This window comes from Streptomyces sp. NPDC005898 (assembly GCF_040629635.1).
Lineage (GTDB): Bacteria > Actinomycetota > Actinomycetes > Streptomycetales > Streptomycetaceae > Streptomyces.
Genome location: NZ_JBEXWC010000002.1, coordinates 124644 through 149025 on the forward strand (window position 1 = coordinate 124644; position 24382 = coordinate 149025).

21 protein-coding genes, 1 tRNA gene and 1 pseudogene are annotated in these 24382 nt (G+C 68.4%); 13 read left to right on the plus strand and 10 right to left on the minus strand.

Annotated elements, in window-relative coordinates:
• Positions 1-156: 156 nt before the first annotated feature.
• Positions 157-621 carry a GatB/YqeY domain-containing protein gene (locus ABZ385_RS03260; protein ID WP_358909418.1) on the minus strand — a complete coding sequence of 155 codons (465 nt, stop codon included), beginning with the start codon at positions 619-621 and terminating at the stop codon, positions 157-159.
• Between the two features lie 117 nt (positions 622-738).
• Between ABZ385_RS03260 and ABZ385_RS03265 the strand changes: the two genes are divergently transcribed.
• The 4 genes from ABZ385_RS03265 (at position 739) to ABZ385_RS03280 (ending at position 4326) form a co-directional block, all read left to right on the plus strand.
• On the plus strand, positions 739-1668 hold the full coding sequence (locus ABZ385_RS03265) for a metallophosphoesterase (RefSeq protein ID WP_358581306.1): 930 nt from the start codon (positions 739-741) through the stop codon (positions 1666-1668).
• 404 nt (positions 1669-2072) lie between these two features.
• Entirely contained in the window at positions 2073-2912 is an 840-nt protein-coding gene (locus tag ABZ385_RS03270; protein WP_358909420.1) for a Pr6Pr family membrane protein, read from the plus strand.
• A 50-nt stretch (positions 2913-2962) separates the two neighbouring features.
• A tRNA-Pro gene (locus tag ABZ385_RS03275) sits at positions 2963-3036 on the plus strand.
• Between the two features lie 225 nt (positions 3037-3261).
• Complete coding sequence (locus ABZ385_RS03280; protein WP_358909422.1) at positions 3262-4326, plus strand: hypothetical protein; 1065 nt, start codon at positions 3262-3264, stop codon at positions 4324-4326.
• 110 nt (positions 4327-4436) lie between these two features.
• Here the strand turns inward: ABZ385_RS03280 and ABZ385_RS03285 are convergent.
• A pseudogene (locus ABZ385_RS03285) lies at positions 4437-4688 on the minus strand (LacI family DNA-binding transcriptional regulator); the annotation flags it as partial.
• Positions 4689-4874: 186 nt separating this feature from the next.
• Here ABZ385_RS03285 and ABZ385_RS03290 point away from each other — a divergent pair.
• The 4 genes from ABZ385_RS03290 to ABZ385_RS03305 all read left to right on the plus strand — a co-directional run bounded on the left by ABZ385_RS03290 (position 4875) and on the right by ABZ385_RS03305 (position 10298).
• Positions 4875-7031 (plus strand): NACHT domain-containing protein, encoded by a 2157-nt coding sequence (locus tag ABZ385_RS03290; RefSeq protein ID WP_358909424.1) that lies wholly within the window; start codon positions 4875-4877, stop codon positions 7029-7031.
• A 36-nt stretch (positions 7032-7067) separates the two neighbouring features.
• Complete coding sequence (locus tag ABZ385_RS03295) at positions 7068-7625, plus strand: SAVMC3_10250 family protein (RefSeq protein ID WP_358909425.1); 558 nt, start codon at positions 7068-7070, stop codon at positions 7623-7625.
• A gap of 887 nt (positions 7626-8512) precedes the next feature.
• Entirely contained in the window at positions 8513-9148 is a 636-nt protein-coding gene (locus ABZ385_RS03300; protein ID WP_358909427.1) for a hypothetical protein, read from the plus strand.
• A complete protein-coding gene (locus tag ABZ385_RS03305; RefSeq protein ID WP_358909429.1) occupies positions 9117-10298 on the plus strand; it encodes an XRE family transcriptional regulator in 1182 nt (393 codons plus the stop codon). Before ABZ385_RS03300 ends, ABZ385_RS03305 begins: the two co-directional genes overlap by 32 nt.
• Positions 10299-10380: 82 nt before the next feature.
• Here the strand turns inward: ABZ385_RS03305 and ABZ385_RS03310 are convergent, their stop codons facing one another.
• From ABZ385_RS03310 to ABZ385_RS03320, 3 genes are all read right to left on the minus strand, one after another.
• Positions 10381-11886, minus strand: a complete 1506-nt coding sequence (locus ABZ385_RS03310) for a LacI family DNA-binding transcriptional regulator (protein WP_358909431.1) — start codon at positions 11884-11886, stop codon at positions 10381-10383.
• A gap of 27 nt (positions 11887-11913) precedes the next feature.
• Positions 11914-12231: a DNA-binding protein gene (locus ABZ385_RS03315; RefSeq protein ID WP_358909758.1), complete on the minus strand. Its 318-nt coding sequence runs from the start codon at positions 12229-12231 to the stop codon at positions 11914-11916.
• A 118-nt stretch (positions 12232-12349) separates the two neighbouring features.
• Entirely contained in the window at positions 12350-12607 is a 258-nt protein-coding gene (locus tag ABZ385_RS03320; protein WP_358909433.1) for a helix-turn-helix transcriptional regulator, read from the minus strand.
• Positions 12608-13083: 476 nt separating this feature from the next.
• Here ABZ385_RS03320 and ABZ385_RS03325 point away from each other — a divergent pair, with 476 nt between their 5' ends.
• From ABZ385_RS03325 to ABZ385_RS03345, 5 genes are all read left to right on the plus strand, one after another.
• Positions 13084-14004 (plus strand): hypothetical protein, encoded by a 921-nt coding sequence (locus ABZ385_RS03325; protein ID WP_358909435.1) that lies wholly within the window; start codon positions 13084-13086, stop codon positions 14002-14004.
• Positions 14001-14717, plus strand: coding sequence for an ATP-binding protein (locus tag ABZ385_RS03330; protein WP_358909436.1), 717 nt, complete (start codon positions 14001-14003; stop codon positions 14715-14717). The genes ABZ385_RS03325 and ABZ385_RS03330 overlap by 4 nt, the downstream gene beginning before the upstream one ends.
• Before the next feature lie 455 nt (positions 14718-15172).
• On the plus strand, positions 15173-16141 hold the full coding sequence (locus tag ABZ385_RS03335) for a DUF2637 domain-containing protein (RefSeq protein WP_358909438.1): 969 nt from the start codon (positions 15173-15175) through the stop codon (positions 16139-16141).
• 257 nt (positions 16142-16398) lie between these two features.
• Positions 16399-16824, plus strand: a complete 426-nt coding sequence (mobC, locus tag ABZ385_RS03340) for a plasmid mobilization relaxosome protein MobC (protein ID WP_358909439.1) — start codon at positions 16399-16401, stop codon at positions 16822-16824.
• A gap of 6 nt (positions 16825-16830) precedes the next feature.
• Positions 16831-18510, plus strand: coding sequence for a relaxase/mobilization nuclease domain-containing protein (locus ABZ385_RS03345; RefSeq protein WP_358909441.1), 1680 nt, complete (start codon positions 16831-16833; stop codon positions 18508-18510).
• 47 nt (positions 18511-18557) lie between these two features.
• On the opposite strand, the gene ABZ385_RS03350 is transcribed toward ABZ385_RS03345, so the two are convergent.
• The 5 genes from ABZ385_RS03350 to ABZ385_RS03370 all read right to left on the minus strand — a co-directional run bounded on the left by ABZ385_RS03350 (position 18558) and on the right by ABZ385_RS03370 (position 24377).
• Positions 18558-19787: a damage-control phosphatase ARMT1 family protein gene (locus tag ABZ385_RS03350; protein WP_358909443.1), complete on the minus strand. Its 1230-nt coding sequence runs from the start codon at positions 19785-19787 to the stop codon at positions 18558-18560.
• A 24-nt stretch (positions 19788-19811) separates the two neighbouring features.
• Positions 19812-20357: a hypothetical protein gene (locus tag ABZ385_RS03355; protein ID WP_358909445.1), complete on the minus strand. Its 546-nt coding sequence runs from the start codon at positions 20355-20357 to the stop codon at positions 19812-19814.
• Between the two features lie 75 nt (positions 20358-20432).
• On the minus strand, positions 20433-20702 hold the full coding sequence (locus ABZ385_RS03360) for a hypothetical protein (protein WP_358909447.1): 270 nt from the start codon (positions 20700-20702) through the stop codon (positions 20433-20435).
• A gap of 1279 nt (positions 20703-21981) precedes the next feature.
• A complete protein-coding gene (locus ABZ385_RS03365; protein ID WP_358909449.1) occupies positions 21982-23481 on the minus strand; it encodes an amino acid permease in 1500 nt (499 codons plus the stop codon).
• 44 nt (positions 23482-23525) lie between these two features.
• Positions 23526-24377: a hypothetical protein gene (locus tag ABZ385_RS03370; protein ID WP_358909451.1), complete on the minus strand. Its 852-nt coding sequence runs from the start codon at positions 24375-24377 to the stop codon at positions 23526-23528.
• Between the last annotated feature and the right edge of the window lie 5 nt (positions 24378-24382).

Consider the following 24382-nt stretch of genomic DNA (forward strand, 5'->3'; position numbering starts at 1 on the left):
GAGCCGGAAGCGCCGCTGGAGTCGGGAGCGCTGCCGGAATCGGAGGCCGACAGGGCGGCGGCGGGGGCCGGCGAACCGGAGCCGGAGCCGGAGTCGGCAGGCCGAAGGCGGCGAACGGGGAGCGGTGGGGTGGTGGACGGGGGCCGGGGGGCGGGGTCAGCCCGCGAGGAGCTTCTTGACCGTGGCGGCGACGCGGCCGCCCTCGGCGAGCCCCGCGACCTTCGGGTTCACGATCTTCATGACCTGGCCCATGGCGCGCGGCCCCTCCGCCCCGGCGGCCCTGGCCTCCTCGACGGCCTGCGCGACGATCGCCTGGAGCTCGTCGTCGGAGAGCTGCTTGGGGAGGTACTCGGCGAGGACCTCGCCCTCCGCCTTCTCCCGCTCCGCCTGCTCGGTGCGCCCGGCCTGCCCGAACGCGTCCGCGGCCTCCCGGCGCTTCTTCGCCTCGCGGGCGATCACCTTCTGCACGTCTTCGTCGGAGAGTTCGCGCGCCTGCGTGCCCGCGACCTCTTCCTTCGTGACGGCGGTGAGGGTCAGCCGGAGCGTCGAGGAGCGCAGCTCGTCGCGCCCCCGGATCGCGGCGGTGAGGTCTTCCTGCAGCTTCGACTTGAGCGTGGTCATGGGGTGATTGTGGCAGGTGCGAGGCGTTTCCTGCCCGCTGATTTCCCCGGGGCACGGGCAGGTTGGCCGCCGGCTCCCTCGCGTCGGGGGGCCGTCGGCATCTGACACGATGGGAGGATGCGCGCGCGATACGCAGTACCCCTGGGCATCACGGCGACGGCCGCGGCCGGTCTCGCCTACTCCGTGGGCTTCGAAGCCCGTTCGTTCCGGCTGCGGCGGATCACGATCCCCGTCCTGCCGGCGGGGATGCGCCCCTTGCGGGTCCTCCAGGTCTCCGACATCCACATGGTGTCCGGGCAGCGCAAGAAGCAGCGGTGGCTGCGCTCGCTCGCGGGCCTGCGCCCCGACTTCGTGATCAACACGGGCGACAACCTCTCCGACCCGGAGGGCGTTCCGGAGACGCTGGACGCGCTGGGCCCGCTGATGGAGTTCCCCGGGGCGTACGTCTTCGGGTCGAACGACTACTACGGGCCGAAGCCGCGCAACCCCGCCCGCTATCTCGTCGAGAAGGTCCAGGGCAAGCACGGCCTGAACGGCAACGCGCCGGCTGTCGGCGTCATCCACAACCCCTGGGAAGGCCTGCGCGACGGTTTCGACGAGGCGGGCTGGGTGAACCTCACGAACACCCGCGGTTCGCTGAAGGTCGACGGCTATGAGATCGGCCTCACCGGCGTGGACGACCCGCACATCAAACGCGACCGGTACGCGCGCGTGGCGGGCGGTCCGGACGCGGCGGCCGACTTCTCGATCGGCATCGTGCACGCGCCGTACCTGCGGTCCCTCGACGCGTTCACGGCGGACGGCTACCCGCTGATCCTCGCCGGCCACACCCACGGCGGCCAGGTCTGCATCCCCTTCTACGGAGCCCTGGTCACCAACTGCGACCTGGACACGGACCGCGTGAAGGGCCTCTCCACGCATACGGCGCAGGGCCGGACGTCATTCATGCATGTGTCCGCGGGCTGCGGGGCGAACCGGTACACGCCGATGCGGTTCGCCTGCCCTCCGGAGGCGTCGTTGCTGACGTTGGTGGAGCGGCGGGGGTAGCGGGGGCGGGCTTCGGGCCTCGGGGGGACTCGGGGGTTCAGGTCTCGGGGGTCTCGGGGGTTCGGGGCTCGGGGCTCGGGTCCCGAAGATCCGGAGCCCCGGGGTCTCGCAGTTCCCGTAGGTCTCGCAGGTCTTGCAGGTCCGGGGGGCCTGCACGTCTCGGAGGTCTCGCAGGTCCGGGGGGCCTGCACGTCTCGGAGTTCTCGCAGGTCCGGGGGGGGGACTGCCGGTCTCGCAGGTCCGGGGGGTCCTGCAGGTCCCGGAGGTCTCGCAGGTCCGGGGGGGGTCCTGCCGGTCCCGGAGGCCTCGGGAGCCTCCTAAAGGGCGGCCCGTGCGGATCACCCGCATACGCGTCCACCGCCCAGCTCCCACCGCTCACCGCCACCACCCCTACGGTGGAACGCATGATCACACCGACCCCCTCGGGCCGCTCGGGCTACTCGGGCCGCTCGTCCCCCACGAGCCGCTCGGGCCGCTCGGGCCGCTCGGGCCGCTCGGGCCGCTCGGCCACCGCGTTTGCGGCCGGCGCCGCGGGTGTCCCCGCGGAGGCGGTCGTGCCACCCGTACGCCGCCCTCGCGTGGCCGCCCTGCGCGCCCTGATCGCGCTGGCGGCGGTGACCGGAGTGGTGATCGACCTGGTCACCGGCAGCCCCTTCCGCGTCCTCAGCTACTTCACCGTCCAGAGCAATGTGCTGGTGGCGGTGGTCCTCGGCCTCTCCGCATGGCGGGCGTGGCGGGCCAGGCGCCCTCTCCCGCCCTGGCTGACCGGGGCCACGGTCTTCTTCATCGCCATCACGGGCCTCGTCTACCACCTGGTCCTGGCGAACGGCTCCAGCGGCTTCTCCATGACGGAGGAGGGGCCGCCGTCCAACTGGCACGCCCTCGCCAACCACCTCCTGCACACCGTGACCCCGCTCGGCGTGGCCCTCGACTGGCTGCTGCTCACAAGGCCGGGCGGCCTGCGCCCCCGCCATGCGGCCCTCTGGCTGCTCTACCCGCTGGCGTACCTGGCCTTCGCCCTGACCCGCGGCGCCCTGCTCCCACCGGGCTCGCCGGCCCGCTACCCCTACCCGTTCCTGGACGTGGCCGCCCATGGCTACGCCGGCATCCTCGGCAACGCGATCATCTTCGGCTCGGCCTTCTACGCACTGGCCCTGCTGACCGTCACCCTGGACCGCTTCCGCCCCGGCCCACGAGCCCCGAAGAACCGGATTTCGCCTCAGGCCGCCGGTCCGCTAAAGTAATCGATGTCGCCACGGGCCTGCAGCAATGCGGGGCGGTGGAACAACGACATCGGGGTGTAGCGCAGCTTGGCAGCGCGCTTCGTTCGGGACGAAGAGGTCGTGGGTTCAAATCCCGCCACCCCGACAGCTGAAACACCAGGTCAGGTCCGGTACTGAGAGATCAGTACCGGGCCTGATTTGCGTTGGGCGGCCATTCTGGGAGCCGTTTGGGAGCCGACTTCGGGATCCGGCTCCCCGGGGAGCCACCTGGGAAGCCGCACTATCGCGACGGGCACCCCTCCTGGTACATGGGCTCGCTGTCAGTGTTGCCGTCTAGCCTTGAGCCACCACCGTCCCATAGGAGATCGGATTGGCCGGGTTCAAGATCGACAAGCGCGCGATCGCGAAGATGCAGAAAGAGATCGTCAAGGAGTTCGAGCGGGCGAACCGCAAGCATCCCGTACGTATCCCCATCGAGGTTGAGCCTCCGTCCATAGGGGTGCTCACCCTCGCGAGTGCCAGCGGCCTCGAAAGCGACCCTCAGCTGTCTCGCTTGTTGCTCTGGCTGTACGAGTCCGTCCAGCAGGGTCCGGGCCCCTACGTAGACGTGAAGGTCTTCGCGCGGAGCAAGGGACTGCCAGAAGACGACAGCGACAACATGGCCCTGCAGCTAGAAAAGTTCGGGCTCGTCAGGATCGCGCGAAGCCTCGCCAGCGGGCTCTCCGAGGTGTATCCCACCGACGACGGGCTGCTGGAAGCACGCCGCCTACTCACCTTGCGCACCGACTCAGTCGAACGCTTCGGGCACGCCTGCGATGTCTTGTTGCGCTGGGTCCTGCGCGTGGGCGGAAGGCAAGCCTCTGTTCCGGCGCTTGCGTTCCTGGAAGATCCGCTGTGCAGCTTCGCCGGAGATCCCCTGGCCGAGGATGAGGTTCTCAGCGCGCTCGACTACCTACGCGAGCACGCTCTCCTGGAACGAGTAGTCACAGATGCCGGGGTCGCAGTCCTGATCACGGCGCAAGGCACCCGCTGCGTACTCGCTGGAGGCACCGTGAATGACTTTCTGAGCCGCCAACCGGCCGGCGGCGACACGTACAACATCACCGATTCGCACGGCTTCGTTGCTGGCTCTCAGCAGCACGTCGTACAGAACAACACCTTCGGCCTGGACGCATCTAAACTCGCCGGATTCGCCCAGCAGGTCCGGCAGTTCGCGCCAAGCCTGGGAGCCTCCGCGGAGGAGCAAAGCCAGTTGGTCCTGGACGCAGAGGTCCTGGAGGAAGCTGCCACCACCGATGCGCCTGAACCGGGTCGCGTACGGGCCGCATTCGACCGGCTGAACACAACCCTCAACGCCATCGGTACGGCTACCCCTGGCCTGACGATGCTGATCGGGGCAGGGCAGAGCGCATGCCAAGCCGTCTTCGGTGCCTGAAGCACTACTGGGAGCCAGCGAGCGAGCTTTGAGAAGACCGTCGAGCACGCACCGGTGACATCGAGCACATCGCGAGGCGTGCGTTGAGCGCCGCCTACCTCTGCTCAGTGAGGCCGAGCATGGGGCGCCTTCTTCGGGTACCAGCCGGAGACCGCCGGGGTGAACAGCCAGGTGGCGAAGCCATTGCGGCGCCAGTGGGCTGCGTGCTCCGAAGGGGCGCCTCCCCGTACGAACCCGAGATCTGTGATGGCGAGTTCGACGCGTACGCGGGTTTCCTCGCGTACGCGGTCGGGGTGGTTGAGGACGTTGGACACCGTGCCCGTGGAGACTCCGGCGCGACGGGCGACGTCGTCGAGCTTCGCTGACGGCGATTCTTGAAAACGACCCTGGCCGCTTCTCGCCTCAGCTCGTTCCTATGTGGGGAAGCTGGGGAGCCCCCACTCTTGGAGTGCCCCCTCGGCTGCATCTGCTGCGCTCTGCGAACCGTACGAGGTGCTGATCGCACGAACCCCCGTCCGCGTCCCGATACCCATGGCAGCATCACTGGCATGCGCAGATCACAACGCGTCGTTCTCACGCTCTTGACCGTGGCGTCGGGCGCAGGGATCGCCTCCTTCCTGTGGTCCTACCGTGCTAAGCAGCAGGGCCTCGAAGACGGGGATGTGACGGGCCGACTCGGGGTTGCGCTGGCACTGGTGGCCCTCGCTTGGGGGTTCTGGTCCCAGTTCGACGGCCGACGGGAGGGAGAACGCGAGCAGCCGCTGAGCGCCAGCGTCGACCTGGTGGCCCGGCGGATGCGTCAACATTGGGAAGCCGCTGAAGATCTGCACCGGCTCAACGACGGCCACGCTCTGTCGGTCGCCTGGCGCAGCGACACATCAGGGCTCTCACTCGATCTCGCCGCCGTGCGCGAAGTGGCCGCAACGTGGGAGTCAGCGGCCGAACAGCCTCCGGACGCTGCGGCGCCTCCCACTGGTGGGGACGAACTGGCGGGCGAGGGTGCTGATCTCGCCCAGATCCTGCGCGACCGGGTACCGACAGGTCGCCTCGTCATCCTCGGTCGGGCGGGATCCGGTAAGACAGTACTGGTCGAGCGCCTGCTGCACGGCATGCTGGGACAGCGTTCGGCAGGTGGTCCCGTTCATGTCCGTATTCCGCTGGGGAGTTGGCCACTGGAGGGACCCGATCTGGACGCATGGATGGCGTCGTACCTGATCCGGATCGAACCCTCTCTGCGCTCGTTCGCACCACGCAACCACGGCAGGCGCGTCCGTCGGGCTGACGCACTCCTGGACGAGGGCCTGATCGTGCCCGTCCTGGACGGCTTCGACGAACTGCCGCTCGGCGCACGACGTCACGTGCTGCGGAAGATCAGCGCGGCGCTGCGGGCGAAGCGGCCACTGGTGCTCGTGAGCCGCCCGGACGAATACCGTGAGGCGGTCGAGGTACCGGACGGCACGGGCCGCCGTCTGCTCCCTGGCGCCGCGGGTATCGAGCTGCTGCCGGTACCGGCGGACCAAGCCGCGAAGTATCTCCGTCAGAAGGAGGGCGACTGGGACGAACTCCAGGAGAACCTCAGCACGGACAGCCCAGTCGGCGCCGCCCTGAGCAGCCCTCTGACCCTCTTTCTGTGCCGCACCGCATACGAACGGGCGGCACTAAGGCCCGGGGCATCGCCGGGCGAACTCCTCGACACCGCCCGTTTCCGAAACGAACTCGCCCTGCGCACCCACCTCTTCGAAGCATTTCTTCCGGCCGTGTACCGGGAGAGCAGGGCAGAACAGCAGCCCCCGTGGTCCGCCGAGCGTGCCGATCGTGCGCTGCGCCACCTCGCCCGCCATCGACGGGCCACCGCGTCCGTCGTTGGCTCGAGGACCGACCTCTCATGGTGGCAGCTCCACCATCTCGGTCCACGGATCCGGCGCCGCCTCGCGTGGGCGATATCGCTCATGGTGGCAGTCCTCTGGCTTCTGAGCGGAGTCAAGAACCCCGACGTCCTTCCCTCCGCTCTGTTCGCGTCCCTCGTCCTCTTCGGCTTCGGTCACGCCGTTCTCAGGCATCCCACAGCCGGCCGAGGCCCAGCGGCCGGACTCGGCTGGCACTGGCGGTGGATTCCCATCCCTGCCGGCTTCGGCGCACTCATGGGCGCGGCCATGGCCCATGCGCACGTCGAGGCCGGCGCCCTCCCTGAAGAACCTGTCTCGTACGTCGTCTTCGCCGCCCTGTTTGCCTGTCTCGGTGCCGTCATCTGCGGCTGGCGTCCCCGCAAGGCCGACCGCGACCGCCCTGTGACACCGCTGTCTCTGCTGCGTCAGGACTGCCGCACATTTCTCGCATGCCAGCTGACCTGGACGCTCATCATCACGCTGACGTTCTCTTCGATTCTGGCGCCCTCAGTCTGGTCGAGCCTGCCGCGGCTCGACCAGACAGGCATCGGGTACGGGGAGTTACTGCTCACCGTCGCCCAAGTCTTCTCACTCTTGGCCGGGTTCGGCATGGCTGTCGGCTTCATCGCCGCGTACTGCCAGACCGCGTGCGGGCACTTCGCCCTTGCCTGTCTGGGGCACGGCCTCACCGGGCGCACCCCTCTGCGGCTCCTCGCCTTCCTGGACGACGCGCACCACCGCGGCGTACTCCGACAGGTGGGCGGCACTTATGAGTTCCGCCATGTCGAACTGCGGCGGCACCTCGCAGCGGAGGACTGAATCGTCAGGTTGTTCGCGACATACGCGGAGGGGAACATGCGAGAGCTGCTCTACCTGTCACGACCGAAGCTCGACACGTTCATGCCCAACGGAAAGCCGGTAGCTCTGCGCGCCGCAGAGCTCGGCGTCGACGTCTCGGTGGTCAATGCGCGGATCGAGGCGGGCCCATCCAACGACGAAAGCACCAACGAGCCGGTCCGCTTCGGCAAGGTCATCAAGCACATCGCGCGCCGGGCGGGAGAGGTTCACGACCGGTCGGTGCGACCTGGCGAGTGGATTTGGTTCGACATGCCGATGGGCTACGGCAAAGTGCACGAGGACACCGCCCTGCCCGATCTCCCGGACGATGTCGTCCTGTTCGGAGGTGACGCTCCTCAAGCCGACTCGGCAAAGCCCGTCGAGCTACTGCTGTGCGGCTCAGCGTGTCGCCTCACCGACCGGTGCGCTCCCGCGACGGGCGGAAGCGACGACAGCCGGATGGGGTCCGGCACCCGCTGGCTGCACGAGATGATCACGCTCCTCAACTCCCGTGATGAGGAGGGGATTACCACTCTTCCGCCAGAGATCGTGAAGCCCGAGCATCGCATCTGGTGAGTCAACGACCCTGATGAAGTGGCCCATTGGGCGTGCCGCATGATTGACACACATCACCCTCGCCATCAAGGGCAACGCCTCGCCGGCCTTGCCCGGGTGGTGATGCATCTAGACGACACGAGGTGGATGAGCTGTCTTGTCGTGGCGACCCCGCTGTACGTTGAGTACGGCGGGTTCACACCGATCAGATCCTGGTACCGGCGCTGGGGCAACAGGAGGCTGCCGGATCCGGCGCACCATGGAGGTCTGTGATCTTCCACGGTGCCACCGACCTCAGTCCGCGTCAGCAGGGATCGTCCCGGACCGGACACTCGCCTAAGACTGGACGAGCTGCAGTACTTCCTCGCGTGACGTCCACCTACGCAAGACTTGCCCGCGCAACGTGATGCGCGAGCACGGCCTAGACTCGCCTCCGCGCCCAGCTGGGAGAATTCTGGGAGATGATCTTCTCCCAGAGGCCCACCGAGGCCACCCCACCCCAGGCCCTGACCAGCACGAATACCGATACACCCCGGTGGTGATCTTGCTCGAACCTGATTCGGGACGAAGAGGTCGTGGGTTCAGATCCCGCCACCCCGACAGCTGAAACACCAGGTCAGGCCCGGTACTGAGAGATCAGTGCCGGGCCTGATTTGCGTTTGGGGGCCAGTTTGGGAGCCGACTTCGGGAACGGGCTCCCGAAGTCGCACGCGTGCACCCAACGCGCTTGCCCACGAGTAGAGCTCTGGGGCGCCCGACTAGGCCGACCTTTTGCCCACACAGCAGCGCTGCGGTCGCCCACCGCGGCGATGCGCTTGACCTGTCATCACGTCATCTCGCCTGCGCCCCTGGGTAGTTGTGGCACTATCACTTGCACCCTTAACTTTTCCCGTGATATTTTCACGGCCGTGATTAAGGATGAGGTCGCGTACATCCGCGACGCCACCGCACAGCTCTGTGAGCCGCTTCACGACGCCTTCGCTTGGGCAGTCCAGCATCAGCGGACACAGGTGCCCGAGCTGGACGGTCACACCTACGGCTGGATCCGTACACACATGACCCGAGCCTTTGTCCACTACTGCCTCGCGTCCGCAGCAGCCAAGCTTGGCGACTGGAAGCTCAGCGGCAATCACCGCAGGAACGGCGAGCTGTGGCTCACGAACGACGTGTACTGCACCCGCCTGCTTCATGGCTTCAGGGCCGACCACGTCCCTGCACCCGGCCCGAACCGCAAGCGGCGCGCCTTCTATCAGAACCGCCCCCTGGCGAAGTTTGGCCAGCCGACCCTGATGGGACCCGAAGACAACGATCTGCTTATCCTCTGGCGTATCGATACCGAGGGCGCGCCGTTGTTCCGTGTAGTGCGGACCATCGGGACATGGAGGTTCGGCAAGGAACAGCTTGTCGACCTTGATTTCCCCCTGCTCGCCAGCGCGTCCGACCTGCGGGACCTTCACTTTGAACCGCAAGATGAAGGTCTGGAACTTGAACTTCCGGATGAGGAGACGAACGATGCCGACGGCACTGGAGGCTTCGCCTGGTGAGCGGCTGCGGACGCTCCGCGACCTCCTTGGCCTCACCGGCGCCGACCTCCATCGCCTGACTGGAGTCAGCCAGAGTTGGACCTCGCAGGTTGAGACGGGTGCGCGCGAGCCAGCCGAGGATCGGCTACGCACGATTGCCGAAGCCACAGATACTCCGATGAGTTTCTTCTACGCCCAGCCCTCCTCTGTCCCCCTGGACTCCTTGCGCTTCCGCAAGATGGCGACAGCGAGCCGAACTGTCACGCGCCGAATCAGCGCGTTCTACGGGGAGAGCTTCCGCGTTACGGAGGAGATCGTCGGTAAGGCTGGCTACCCGGCACCTCCGCTTCCCTACGCCAGCGCTCCGGACCTATCGAGAGGCGACATCGAGGCCCTAGCGGCTCAGACCCGCGAAGCCCTGCGTTTGGCTCCAGACAAACCCATCCCTCACCTCACTCGCGCACTGGAGCGCGCCGGCATCGCGGTCGCGCCTATCGTGCTACCGGACCCGACGGGCGACTCAGTCAGCCCGACGAACAAACACTTCGGTGTCTCGTACTGGGCGGGCATCGGCGAGACCGCCTTGATCGCGTACTTTCCTGGCGCCCAAGGTGACCGCGATCGGTTCACACTCGCCCACGAACTTGGGCACCTCGTGCTTCACACCTTCAGGCCGCGCGCCGCAGACCCAGAAGGGGAGGCAAACCAGTTCGCAGGCGCCCTGCTCGTCCCTGGTGAAAGAGCGCGCGAGGAAATCACAGACCGGCTGACCCTGGAAGGCTTCGCGCGGCAGAAGCAGGCGTGGGGGGTTTCCATTCAGGCCCTGATCCTTCGCGGCGCAGCAGTGGGGAACATCGACGACAGCCGCAAGCGGTCCTTGTACGTGCAGCTCACTCAGCGCGGATGGCGAAAGACCGAGCCTGTCTCAGTGGGGCAGGAAGATCCCCTCCTTCTGTGGCGTCTGTTGCAACGCCAATACGGGGACAAGCCCTACCTGCCGGCATCAGACCAGCTGGCAATCCAGGCGCCCGTTCTGCGATCCATCGCCCCCCAGCCAGCGGCGAGGGCGCAAGGTGCGGTCACGGGACGCCCAAAGCCTGACGGAAAGGTAGTCGCTTTCAAGCCGCGTGCTGATCGCCAAGGGGGCACTCTCCGCAGCACCGCGCCCTGACTGCTAAAAGGCGGAATGTGGTGAGGTCGGACCCATCTCGTGAGTGCCGACCTCACCTCACTCAGCCACAGCCCCCGGAGATTCACCGGCGCGCTCGCAGAAGGTCGTTGAGCGCACTCACTGGCGATGTGGGGCACATCGCCAGGCGGGCATCGAGAGCCGCCTCCCACTGGTCCGTCAGACCGGCCATGAGGCGCTTGCGCATGCCCGGCGTGACATGGGCGTAGCGTGCCGAGACCGAGCCGTCGATGTGGCCCATCCGCTCGTCCATGAGGACCTTCTCGGTGCCGAGGTCCTCCATCATCGTGCGGTGCGTGTGGCGCAGGCCGTGGGGTGTGAAACCCTTGGCGATCGGGAGCCAGCAGGCGTCCGCCCGAGCGGCAGCTCCTCGGCCGCGGGCCGGGACGCCAGGCCAAGGCTCGCCGAGGACAGGTACCGGACGAGCCTCCTGGGGTGCCTTCTTCGGGTACCAGCCAGAGACCGCCGGGGTGAACAGCCAGGTGGCGAAGCCGTTTCGACGCCAGTGGGCCGCGTGCTCCGACGTGGTGCCTCCGCGTACGAAGCCGAGGTCGGCGGTTGCCTGCTCGACGCGGGCTCGGGTGTCCTCCCGTACGCGCTCGGGGTGGTTGAGAACGTTGGAGACCGTGCCGGTGGAAACTCCGGCGCGGCGTGCGACATCGGCCAGCTTCGCGCCCAGGTGGCCGCCAGTGCGGGCTGTGCCCTGGCCTCGGAAGACGTATGTCCTACCGTGGCAGCGGCACGGCAGGGGCTTCGTACGGGCGATGTGGTTGAGGACCAGGGCTGATAGCCAGTTCGGCGAGTCGATGGTGCGGTAGCTGTCGTCTTTGGGCGGGCAGCGGACCAGCTCGCCGGTGTCCAACTCGTACAGCTGCCACTCGACTCGGAAGGCCGCAGGGCGGACGAACTCTGTTTCCAGGCCGACGATTTCGCCCCAGCGCTTGCCGGTGTAGCCCTTCAGGACGGTGGCGACGAACTCGTCGTCGCGGCCTGAGAGCAAGGCCGTCCTCTCGGCGGTGAGCAGGATGCCGAGCGCGTCGGTGACGACATTCTCCGGGCCGCGATCGCGGGAGCGGCCGGCGCGCTTGCCTCGGCCTCGGCGCCTCGCTGCCGGGTTGGACGTGATCAGGCCCTCGTCGATCGCATCCTCGAAGATCAGGTGGAGCGTGGAGCGCCAGGTCTTGACGCTGGAGGCCGCGTACGCGGCCCGCTCCTTCTTCTCCCACAGCTCGACATCCGTGCGCAGGATGCCCGCAAGCGCCTTGTCCTCGAAGTCGGGGAGCAGATGCTCCTCGATGTGGCGCTTGTAGTTCTGCATCGTCGAGGCAGCCAAGTCCTGGGCTGCGTACCAGCGGCTCGCGTACTCGCCGAAGGTCTCCTGGCCGAGCGCCGGGTCGCGCCAGTCACCGCGCCGGTACTTGTTCTCGGCCTCGCTCGCGGCGCGCTGGGCCTCGCCCTTGGTCGCGAACTTGATCGGCTTGCCATCCTCGCCGACGACGGTGAGGTGCTTGCCGGGCGCGATCTTGTAACGGCCGCGCCAGTAGTTTCCGCGCTTCTCACCGAAGCCCATGTGTCCCTCCCCTTCTTCGTCGTCGTGCTAGGCGGCGGGTCCGAACTGGCTCTGGCGGGCTCGGCGGGGTGGCCGGGAGCGCAGGCGAGTCGTGGGTGCGGCGGAGGGCGGAGGAGCCTGTGGAGAGGGGGACTTGGAGGTGGGGCGAGCTTCGGCTCGCTGCTGTGGGACCGCGGGGCGGGCCTCGTGCATGTGGATGATCTCCGCGAGGTGTTCGCCGGTGAAGCGGTACGCGCGGCCGACCCGTGTGAAGGGGATGAGGCGTCGGCGGGCGCGGTCCTTGACCCACCAGGCGGAGCAGCCGAGAACGTCGGCGATCTCCTCGGGGAGGTAGAGGCGCGACAGCGAGGAGCCACCGGGTCGGAGCGGAGCAGGTGTGGGCGCGGCGGGTATGGCGGCTTGGGGCAAGGGTGAGGAGTCCTTACGTAGGCGGCGCGGGGGGCATGAGTTGGAATGCCCGCGCTCACAGCGCGACCTCGCCCTCCAGCAGGGCGAAGGGCGGGACGCGGAGGGCCTGGGCGAGGGCGGTGAGGTCGTCGATGTCGCAGCGGCGGTGGGCGCGCTCGATACGAGAGAGCGCAGTATTCGACATCGGGTGTCCCAGAGCGGTGACGCGGGCGGCGAGCTGGCGTTGAGAAAGGCCACGCTCGGTGCGGATAATTTCGATAGTGCGGGCGGCCCTGATTCCTGCCGGGCCGATTTCAAGAGGTCGGGTTGCCATGGAGATTTTGTAGCCTCCCTTCCCCGGTTTCGCTAACCGGGGATCGTCTGCTATAAAGCGCCGCCGCGATTCACGTAACAGCCAATTCGGGCATGCAAGGATCGAATGCGAGGTACGAGGTGATGCTCTGACGTGCGGTGTCGTGTTGTAGCTTCCTCGCCGACGGGCAGTCAACAGGTTGCGGATGTGATCCTTCTGGCTCGGCCCCAGGGGTAGATGATTTCGCCAACCGGGGATCGCCCCTTACGGTTTTGGCGGCGCACCACCAATCTCATCTCCAAAGGCATTTCTGCCGTGAGAGATGGGGGTGGACTTGCGCGGCGGAGTGTGGCTGTGTTGACAACACCTCCGAATGCGCCGGCACCTGCGGCGGGCCCCACGCCGCGCGCCTCGCACCATCTCTCCCCTTCCCCAATGTGACGACGGTGAGCCCTGGCCCCGACCGCCCGGCCACCGAGTGAGGACACCCACCTGCCTTGGCACGAATACGCACCATCAAGCCCGAAGCCTTCATCTCCGAATCGCTCGCCGCAGTGGGCGTCCACGCCGAGCGGACCTTCTTCGGGCTCCTCACCCAGGCCGACGACCACGGCCGCTTCCGCGACCAAACCGCAGTGATCGCCGGTGCTCTGTGGGCGCTGCGGCCCGAGCACGGCCCGCTGGAAGTCGAGGACGACCTCAACCAGCTCGACACGGCCGGCCTGATCTGCCGGTACGAGGGCGAGGACGGCAAGCGGTACCTGCACATCGTCACCTGGGCCAAGCACCAGAAGATCAATCGGCCGAGCGGCAGCCGCTGCCCTGCCTGCCCGCATCACGAAGGCGGACGCCCCTCGCAGCCCGCCGGGAGCCATCACGGAGGGCTCACCGGGCCTTCAGTGAGCCCTCCCGGCGCCCTCACCGAAGACTCGCGCACTCTGCAGGAGCCTTCGGTGACTAGCGGCGAATCCGCAGCTCAGGAGAGTTTCAGTGAGCAATCACGGGGGATTCTGGGAGGGCTCACTGAGGACTCGGTGAGCCCTCAGGGTCCGGATCTAGGACCTAGGATCCTGGATCTAGGATCACCTCCGGTGGGAGGCGCGAGCGCCCCCGCGCCTGAGTCCGTCTCGGCCAAGACGCTCATCGCCGAGTATGCCGCCGCATGCGCAAACCGGCCGCCCGGCAGCTTCCTCGGTCATCTCGGCAAGGAGACCGCCAAGCTGCTCGCCGAAGGCATCGACGCGGCGTACGTACGCACCGGACTCGACCGGCTGCGTGCCAAGGGCCTGCACCCCAGCGTGCTGCCGGGCCTGGTCAACGAGGCCATGAACCCGCCCACGCCGAGCGGCACATCCGCAGGGCACCAGCCGTGGACCAACCCGATCGACGCGCAGGCCGCGTACGGGGGTGAGCTGTGAGCACGAAGACATCTGCCCGCGAGCCACGCCAACTGGGCGGCGCCGTGGCCAAGCTGGGGGCGATCCTGGCCTCCCGCGACATCGATCCCACCGCCGTTGGCGACGCCGCTCCGTCGCCGGAGCCGGTGACCGCGCTGGAGCTGGCCGCCGCCCGCCTCCCGCGCCGCTACCGCGATGCCCTGGCCGACCACGCCCACGTATCGGCCTGGGTCGAGGAGATCGCGGCCGCCGGTCGGCCGGGGCCAGGTGGGGCGCCAGGCATCGCATACGGCCCGTCGCTGCTGATCGCGGGCCCGACCGGCACCGGCAAGACCTACCAGGCGTACGGCGCCATCCGCTCGCTGCTCGGCGCCGGGGTCCGGCTGCGCTGGGAGGCCACCACCACCGCCGAACTGCACGCCGCCCTGCGCCCACGCCAGGGCCACGACGGCGAACGCCGCTTCCAGAAACTGGCCCGCAGCCCGCTGCTGCTCCTCGACGACCTCGGCGCCGCCAAGGCGTCGGAATGGACCGAGGAGCTGACCTACCGACTCATCGACCACCGGTACGTCCACGAGCTGCCTACCCTCATCACCACCAACCTCCCCATCGCCGACCTGCGCACCGCTGTCGGCGACCGCGTCGCCTCCCGCCTCGCCGAGATGACCCGCCGCGTCATCCTCGACGGCCCCGACCGCAGGCGCGGCGCGGTCACCAGCCCCCGCAGGTACTAACAGGCCCGTGCGCCCCGGCGCCGCCTCACCCGCCTCGTCCGACAGCAACCTGACCACCAAGGCCGACGGCGTTGCCGAAGGGGGGCGAGCAGACCCGCTCCTACGCCATCGCCCGCCACCTCACCGCCGTCGGCTGAACCCCTACCGGTGCGCGACGCGATCACGCGAGCGTCCACGCGTACACGCGCCCAGGCGTACACGCGCGGGGCCCCTTCAGAACGGGCCCGCGTGAACGCCCCTCACGCCCACCCCACAAGCCCCACCTCTCCACCCTGGAGCCCACTGCCTTGCACTCCCCCGCCCCGAGCGCACTGACAGCCATACGCGGCAACCGCAGCACCCACGCAGGCATTGACCCTGCTCCCGCTCGCTCCGGCCGCCGAGGACGAGGCCCTCGCCAGCATGGCGATCCTGGCGATGCTCGCCAGGCACCGGCATCAGCTAGGGAGCGTCGCATGAACCGCAACGGACGCATCTCCCTGGTCATCGGCCTGTCGGCCGTCGTCCTCATGGCCTTCCGCGTCTCGTGGAACGCGCTGTCCGACGTGGCCCGCGCCATCGGCGCCGACTCCGCCGCCGCCCTGCTCTACCCGATCGTGGTCGACGGGCTGATGGCGCTCGCACTGGTCGCCACGCTCGTGCTGACCGGCGCCGACCGGAAGTTCGCGCTGCGGGTCCTGGCGACCTACACGATCGCCAGCCTCCTTCTGAACTACGTGCACGGCCTCGCTCCGACCCTGCACACCTCGTCGAACCGGTGGGGCCGACTGTCCGACTGGGACCCTGCGAACTGGGCCCTGGTGCTGCTGGCGACCTCGCTCCCGATCGGGTCTATCTACTTCGGGTCGGACCTCGTGGCGAAGGTGCTCCACCACAACCCCGAGTCGGCCGACCCAGCCGAAACGGCCCCTGGCGAGTCGGCCAGACAGCAAGCTGACGAGTCGGCTAGTGAGCAGACCGCACAGCCGAGGTCTGACCAGGACGAATCGGCCCCCGATCAGCCGACCGAGTCGCCCCCCGTGAAGGTCGCCGAAGCGCCCGCGACAGGGCCGACCGCAGCCGGCGAGTCGGCCCCCACCCCGGCTGCCCGACCGCCCCGGTCGGCCGCCGTGGCTGAGTCGACCGGAGCCGCCCCGCGTCGGACGACCGGTCGGATGCCCGCCGCCAAGTCGACCACCGACCGCACCCGCCCCCGCACCCGGACCGACGCCGAAATCCTCGACGAGGCCCGACTCCTGACCTCCAACTGGAGCGACGACAAGCTGACCGCCGAGCGCCTGCGCGACGAACTTCGGATCAGCCAGAAACGCGCCCGCGTCGTGCGCGACCAGCTGAAGTCCGAGCGCACCGACCAGGCCAAGCCCGGCGCGAAGGCCGCCTCCCAGCAGCAGGGCGAACTCAACGCGCCTGCCGACGCCGCCTGATTCCCCACGTACCTCACCCTCACGGCCCGCCCCCCGCTCCTCGGGAGGCAGCGCGGGGCCCTCGACACCAGCACCCCACGGAGATCGACCTCATGCACGACCCGAATCACGGACCCGTCGCAGCTCAGCAGCAGACGACCACCACATCCCTCACACGCGCAGCAAGTTGTCGGGTAAGGAGTCCTTACCCGGCCGCCGCCCCGGTGGGGGCGGCGGCACCCGGCGTCGAGGGCGCGCCGGAGAAGGCCGGCCCGGGGGTGCCGACCGAGGCAGGGGGCTTCGAGTCGTCGCCGAACGCGCCGCGTCGCCGTCTGCGTGACAAGCAGCTGCGCAAGCACCGAGTCCACCCTCGCTACAACGACGACGAGTTCGCCCTCGTGAAGAACGCCGCTGCCCTGAGCCGTATGAAGCCCGGCGGTTACGTCGCCGAGTGCTCTCTCGCCGCCGCCCGCGCCGACGACCCCTCCGCCGCCGTCGCCGACTACCGCGCCATGGTCAAGACCCTGATGGCCGCCAACGGGCAGCTCGGCAAGATCGGCAGCAACCTCAACCAGCTCACCTGGCACCTCAACAAGGACGGCGCCTGGCCCCACCCCGACACCGTCCAACGCCTCCTGGCCCGCGTCGAGGCGTCCATCGCCGAGTTGGACGCCGCCGTCGCCCAGGTCACCGAGGGACGGTGAGAGCCGGTGATACCGAAGATCATCCTAGGCAAGGGGCCGGAGGCCACGCGCCGCACGATCGGCTATCTCTTCGGCAAGGGCCGGGCCAACGAGCACACTGACCCGCATCTGGTGGCCTCCTGGAACGGCTTCGCCCCCGACCCTGGCCGCAGCCCCCACCGCGACCCGAAGGAGGTGGAAAGGCAGCTCGCCACCCAGCTCGACCAGCCCGTGAAGATGCTGGGTGACAAGGCACCCAAGTACACCGTGTGGCACTGCCCCGTCCGCGCCGCGCCCGAAGACCCCATCCTCACCGACGCCCAGTGGGCCGACATCGCCCGCCGCATCGTGGCCGCCGCCGGCATCGCCCCCGACGGGGACGAGGAAGCCTGCCGGTGGGTGGCCGTCCGCCACGCCGATGACCACATCCACATCGCCGCCACCCTCGTCCGCCAGGACGGCCGCCACCCCCAGCGCGACTACGACCAGCGCGCCGTCCAAAAGGAGGCCCGCCAGATCGAAATCGACTATGGGCTGCGGCGGTTGAAGCCGGGTGACGGCACCGGCGCCAAACGCCCCACCAGCAAAGAGCACTTCAAGGCCAAGCGCCTGGGCCAGGACACCACATCCCGCGAGATCCTGCGCCTGCGGGTACGCCGCGCAATGGCCGCAGCCGCCAGCGAAGCCGAGTTCTTCGCCTTCCTGGAGGCGACCGGCGTGAACGTACGCCCGAAGACCGAGCCCTCCGGCGACGTGACCGGCTACAGCGTCGCCCTGCCCGGCGACGTCAACAAGCAGGACGAACCCATCTGGTACGCGGGCTCCACCCTCGCCGGCGACCTCTCCCTGCCCAAGATCCGCCAGCGCCTCACGCACACCAGCCCCGCGCCCGCCCCCATCCCGCCGGGCAATCCGTGGCACCAAGCCACCGCCGCCACCGAACGCATCCCCCACCACCTCACCCGTGGTGACGATCCCGCCGCCCAGGGCCAGCTCGTCGCACTCGGTGCCGCCTTGGACCTGCTGCCACTCACCGCACCGGCCGGGATGAGGAACGAACTGGAACGAGCCGCCGCGGCGTTCGAGCGCGCCACCCGCTCCCGCATCGCCGCCGACCTCGACAGCGCCCGCGTTCTGCGCCGCAGCGTCCAGGCGATCTGGCACAACCCCGCACCCGTGGGCGACGGGTCCGGCCTGGCGATGCTGATCGACGCCGCGCTCACCGCGGTCGCCTTCGCCCGGCACTGGCACCACACCCGCCAGCACGCCCAGCAGGAAGCGGCAGCCGAACAGGCCCTCCTCCACCTGCAAACCGCGTACGCGCAGATCGCCACACCGGTGCTGGACAGCCTCGCCCGCCACGCGCCCACCCTGCAGACCAAGCATCGCCTCGCCCAGTACGTCCACAGGGCGGTGCCCACCTACGCCGAGCGCATTCTTGACGACGCCGCCTGGGATGCCTTGGCCGCATTGCTCGCCGAGGCCGAGAAGGCAGGGCACAACGCAGCCACCGTTCTCGACCAGGCCGTCAGTCAGCGCACCCTGGACGACGCCCGCAACCCCGCCCGCGCCCTGACCTGGCGCATCCAGCGCCTCGGCCAACGTCACGCCCCCGGCCCTCGCGCCCAGGCCGCAGTGCAGCACCCCGCCCCCGGCACCAGCGCGCCCGGCGCCAGGCCAGCTAACGGTGCCGCTCGTCGGCGTTGACCGGGCACAGAGGGCCAGGAGCCGCTGGCCCAGCGCGGCGGCCGCGTCTACGGCCGAACTTGGATCAAGGCATGAGTACCGCTCGTACGCCAAGCCGCACCTGACTGCTCCAGAGCGTCCAGCGCTTTCTGCTCCAGCCCCACGATGACGTCGGACTTGAGCGTGCGGAACGCCGCGACGGCCCCGGGGAAGTACGTCGTGCAGTCGGCGAACGGTGTCGTCGTGTCCCACAGGCGGTCGCCCACCAGCCGCCGGTAGTTGAGGTCGCCCTTCAGGATGGTCAGCGTGACAGCCGCGAACTCCTCTCGCAGGTCCTCCGGCATGTCCTTGTACGGCAGCGGCGCGCAGAAGAACGGGTGGGCGCGGATCTCCAAGCGCCCGGTCGCCATGGCGTCCCAGAGGCGCCCGCAGATCCCACCCGCCTCACCGGGCGCCTCAGCGAGGCGGCGCAGGCAGTCGACGACGTCGGCCGTCATCGCGTCGGAGACGTAGTACGGGTAGGGCTTTACGTGGAGCACGATCCGCTCGGCGTGCCGGTGCAGCAGGAGGTGGTCGATGAGGATCAGGTCCGGGGTCAGCTCCCGCCCCGCGTTGTCGGCCACCACGGCGACCGTTGCGCCGGCCCCGGCGGGCAGGAGCTGCCAGAGCACAGCGCTGTCATCGGCGACCAGGCCATCGGCAATGGCACCGGGCGCTGCGTCCCCCTCCGTAACGCGGAAGCCGAGGTCCGCGCGGTTGCCCCAGAGCGAGGCGTGGAGCAGAGCTGTGGCTCGCTCGACGGCCGGTGCGTCGGCGAGCGCGTCCAGGGCCCAAAGCTCCTCGTCCACTGCCATGCCGCGCAGCTCGGCCCTCTTGAAGGGGGCGAAGGGATCGACCCCTTGCCACGGGCTCGTACCGAAGTATTCGGTGGCGCCGAGGAGCCTGCGGTAGAAGTAGCTCTCCGCCCACAGGAACGGGGCGTCGAACCACGATCGCCCGAAGTGCTTTCGCCCCCAGGCCGACCACTGTCCGTGGTCGGGCTCCGAGGGGTCGAGCGGTTCGATCACGCCGTTGGTGATCTCGTCCAGCAGGGCATCGAGAGCCTCGTGCTGGCGGGGGCCGTACGGGAAGGCGTCTCGTACCTGCTGGATCAGGGCCGGATGGCGCTTGGCCAGGACGCCCCAGGCGAACGAGCCGGGCTCGTTGCTCAGGATGACTTGTGCGTCCCGTTCGGCGGCCGGACGGGAGGAGCCGCTGTCCACGCCGTCGTCCGAGCTGCGGGGCGTCTTCTCTGCCATGTGTCCAAGCCTTTCGTTTGTCGCTCACGCATCCTTGGTCCTCAGGGCCATTACCCCCGCCGCACTGCCGAGCAGCACTTCTCCCGTTGCGGGTTCGAAGGCCGTGCAGTGCAGGGAAGCGTCAACCCTGATCTTGGCGATCTGGCGTTGCTCGCTGAGCGACCTCAGGCGCACTGTCCCGTCCGCCGCGGCTGACACCAGGCGATCCTCGTCACCGGTGAAGCCGAGCATAAGGATGCGGCCGGTGTGCCCGGCGAGGTGGGAGGTGAACCTGTCCGCGCCGCGGTGCCGCACCGCGATGTCACCGGTTCCCGCACCGACCGCGACACGATGCCCTGGTCCGTCGACTGTGAAGGCGCGGGCCCACCCGCTGGGGCTGGAGAACCGGCTCTTGAACTCCCCGGTGAGGGCGTGCCACACGCGTACGGAGCCGTCGCCTCCACAGGCAGCGACCAGGTCACCGCTGTTGTCGAAAGCGAGCGAGCGCAGTCGGCCCGCGTGAACGTCCTGGCTCCACAGCAGCGCCCCTGTAGAGAAGTCCCAAACCCGGATGTGTCCGTCACCGGACATGGTTCGAGTCCTGTGGTTTACCGGCGGCCGGGAAGAATGAGCGCCCGACGGCTGGTGGGCTGCCGAGGTGCTGGGTCAGGTGGAACCAAGTACCTCGTCGCAGTCGGTGCACATCCACTGCGTCTTGTTCGGCGGACACCACGGTTGCCCAGGGCTCTTCGGTGCGTACGAGAGCCTGGTCATGCCCGCCGTCGACTTGCCGCAGATGGTCATCTCCGTCGGAGTGTCCGACCCAGGCGGATCGGCGGGCGCGGCGTGCACCGCTTCGATATAGATGGCAGCATCCCCCGGGCCGAAGTCCTCGGAAAGCTGCTTGTGAGGCTCCTCGAAGGTGACGATTCGCATGACTCTCACTGTGCGCCCGTGCCCTGTCTGCTGGCTACGTCTGGGCTGAATCCCGAAGGTAGGGCGGCAGTTGGCAGCAGATGTAGCGTCGCGAATCTCGGAGGATGAGGGACGATGCTGTGGCGCCCTTGAGCTGCAAGGGCGTCCATGCGTTCCCGAAAATCGGCGGAGGCGTTTCTGCGCATCCCCGTGGCAGCTGCCTGACTGCAGCTTCGTACTTTTACTCAAGGCCCGTCCGTCGCCCGTACTCGCGGCGAGGCGGGATGTCGAGCGAGCCATCGCGATGGCCCCCGTACGCGCGGTGTCCTGGTTCAGGGTGAGCGACCATGCCGTATCGAGCAGCGACCAGACGCTGTCTGCTATAGAACCGGCGCGACCCACGCATGCCCCGCCTGCCGATCCCGCCTCTTTACCCCATGACGGGGCCCCTGCGGCCTTGGCGGTCGGCTTAGGCAGTATCAACCAAGCTAGGGCCGCTGGAGACCAGGACAGTGGCGGCGGAGACACCAGGCTGGCGTACGGGCTGCCTCCGGCCAGCGCCACGTCCCCAGGCTGTGAGCTGAGTCGGTAGGTCCCAGTGCGTTGAGCCACTCGGTAACAGAGGACGACCTCAGCGCTCTCTGTTGCCCGGTTCGGGCACGGTCGAGTGGGCAGGTCTTGTCCGGTCAGGGGAAGGCGTGGCCGCACTGTCGTGGTCGCTGACGAGCCACGCACCCAAAAGGAGGCCCACGACGAGCAGGACCAGGTGACGGTTCTTCTTCCACCACGACGGCGGGCTGGGCTTGGTTATGACGTATTCCACGCCTGGGGGTTTCGGCACGGAGGTCCTCCCTCTCTTGGAGAGCATCCCGGAGTAGGCGTGATGCTGCCTCGGTCTGGGAGCGTGTGGACGTGCGGACGTGGACGTTTACGCGAGTGGAGTTGCCGGTGAGGGCCCAATCCGTGGTGGCGGCTGGGCCTGCAAAGGACGGGCAGTTCCCGCTGCCGAGCGGGTCGCCTCGTAATGGCTTGGAGCCAAGTGTGAAATATGAAGCTGGCGAGCAGCCACTCGATTAGCGGTGCCGCCGGCACGATGAGCCCTGCGAACCAGAGGTTCTCAGCCAAGCGGCTTCAGGCGTTTCGCGGTTTGAGCGAGAGGTGCTGTGCAGACGGCTGGAGATACCGCCACTCGCGCCAAGGCTGCCGAACGCAGACTCCGCGTGGCCCGCCCCGCATCAGCGCGGACCACGTCAAAGCCGTATGGAGGGGACCTACCAGCGAGCCGTCTGCATCCGTGGCCCTAATCGCGATCGCGGCTGGCGTTACGCGGGTGGTGCGGGTTGAGGAACCATTTGCGGGCCGAGGCGAGCCACCAGATACCGCAGAAGGCGACGACGACCCCGACCGCGATCGGCGCGTAGTTGAAAGTGTCCGCGGTGACTGGGGAGCTCTGCGGCAGCATGAACAGCACCGTGATCACCACGACCCACGCGACGGCGATCGTGCCGACCGTGGTGGACCAGGAGCCGAGGTGCCAGGGGCCGCGCTCGAACCGGCTCCCCAGGCGCAGCCGCAGGAACGTGGGGATCACGTACGCGATGTAGAGGCCAATGGTCGCGATAGAGGTGACGGCCGCGTAAGCGGTGCTGTTCCACAGGTAGGGCAAGCCGAGGACGAAGGCACCGCCGGTGGCGAGCCAGACGGCGTTGGTGGGGGTCCGTGTGCCGGGGTGGAGCTTGTGCCACGTCCGGGAGAAGGGCAACGCGCCGTCACGGGAGAAGGCATAGATCATTCGGGAGTTGGCGGTCACGGAGGCCATCCCGCAGAAGAGCTGGGCAACGATGATGACGAGCAGCAGCCACTTGCCGACCGCCGCGCCGAGGACGTCCATGAGGACCTGCGCCGGGGGCACGCCGGTGCTCGATTCGAGGGCGCCGGTGTAGGAGTCGATGGCGTAGGTGAAGCCGAAGAGGAGGACGAATCCGGCCGCGAGGGAGACGAGGATCGAGCGGACGATCCCCTTGGGGCCGGCGGTGGCCGCGTCGATCGTCTCCTCGGTCATGTGGGCCGAGGCGTCGTAACCGGTGAAGGTGTACTGCGCCATCAGCAGCCCGATGAGCACCACGTAGGCGCTGGAGGCGAAGCCGGTGTTGTTGACGAACTCGCCGAAGACGAAGTGGGCCGACTGGTGGTGGTCGGGGATGAGGACCAGGGCGCCGCAGATGACGACGACGCCGAGGATGTGCCACCAGATGGACACCTCGTTGAGGGCAGCGACGATGCGCACGCCGAAGGTGTTCAGGACACCGTGCAGGACCAGGATTATCCCGAACAGCATGATGGTGTGCCCTGGCGTGGCGGCGTATCCGAACTGGAGATCAAGCAGGGCGTTGAGGAAGTTGGCGGCGCCGAAGTCGATACCCGCGGTGACGGCTATCTGGCCGAGGGTGTTGAACCATCCGGTGAACCACGCCCAGGCCGCCGCCGAGCGTCTCGGAGCCATGCGGTGCGCCCAGAAGTACAGGCCGGCGCTGGTGGGGTATGAGGAGCAGACCTCGGCCATCGACAGCCCGACGAAGAGTGTCATGAGGCCGACGAACAGCCAGCCCCACATGATCACCGCCGGGCCGCCGGTGTTCATGCCGTAGCCGTACATGGTCATGCAGCCGGACAGGATCGAGATGATCGTGAAGCTGACGCCGAAGTTGGCGCGGCCGGACATCGAGCGGGACAGCGTCTGCTGGTAGCCGAGCTGCTTGAGGCGTTCCTCGTCGGAGACGCGGGAGACATCGAGAGGCACAGGGGTTCCGTCCTTCGTACGTGAAAGGGGGATGGTTCGGGTGCTCAGCGGTGTCGGCGTCGCGGAGGGCTGTAGGCCCAGCCGCGGTGCCGCAGGAACAGTTCGCGGGGCTGGCCGCAGTACGACCACGGCACTTGCGTGGCGTACGGGCCGATCGCGTCGAAGACCTCCAGGGCCTCGTGGTGGCGGTTCGCGAACGACAGGGCGTGGGCGAGGTAGTTGGCGTCGTCGGCAAAGCAGGCGTGAGGCTGCGGTGCTCGGTAGCGCCACCAGCGCTCCAGCACCGGATCGATCTGCGGGCAGTCGACCCAGGGGTGGATCGTCAGGCCGTATGACGTCTGGTCCTGCTCTTGGCGGGACCGGTGTGCTTCCGCCAGGGCGATCAGGGGCAAGGCCGCTATGGGCAAGCCTTGGGGAGCGATGGATGCCTGCTCCTCGGCCCACCAGGCCGCCTCACCTGGCTTGCCGTGATGGCGGGGAAGCAGGTACGTGATGACCTCGTGATGCGCCTCGCGGTTCCACGGGTCACGCTGCTTGATCTCCTCCCACACGTGGCAGAGCGTGTCCCGATCGGGAGCGTGGGTGCGAAGTAGCGCGAGCATGACAATTAAGGGGGCGACGTCCTGCGGCCACACTTTTAGAGCGGCACGGCACGTGGCCCACGCTTCCTCCATAAGCATCCGGCCCGCGTCCCGTCCGACGATCATGGCGCGTAGAGCCTGGACGTTCGCGAGAAGGGCGAGGGCGTGTGGTGAGCGCGGTTCGGCCTTCGCCCAGGTGTCCGCGAACCGGAGCCGTGCCCCCGCTTCGGCGAGGACCTGGAGGCGGAAGATCCGGCGATCCCAATCCTGGCCGGTAGAGGTTAGGAGATCGCGCGGGCCCTCCCAGCGGCCCATAGAGG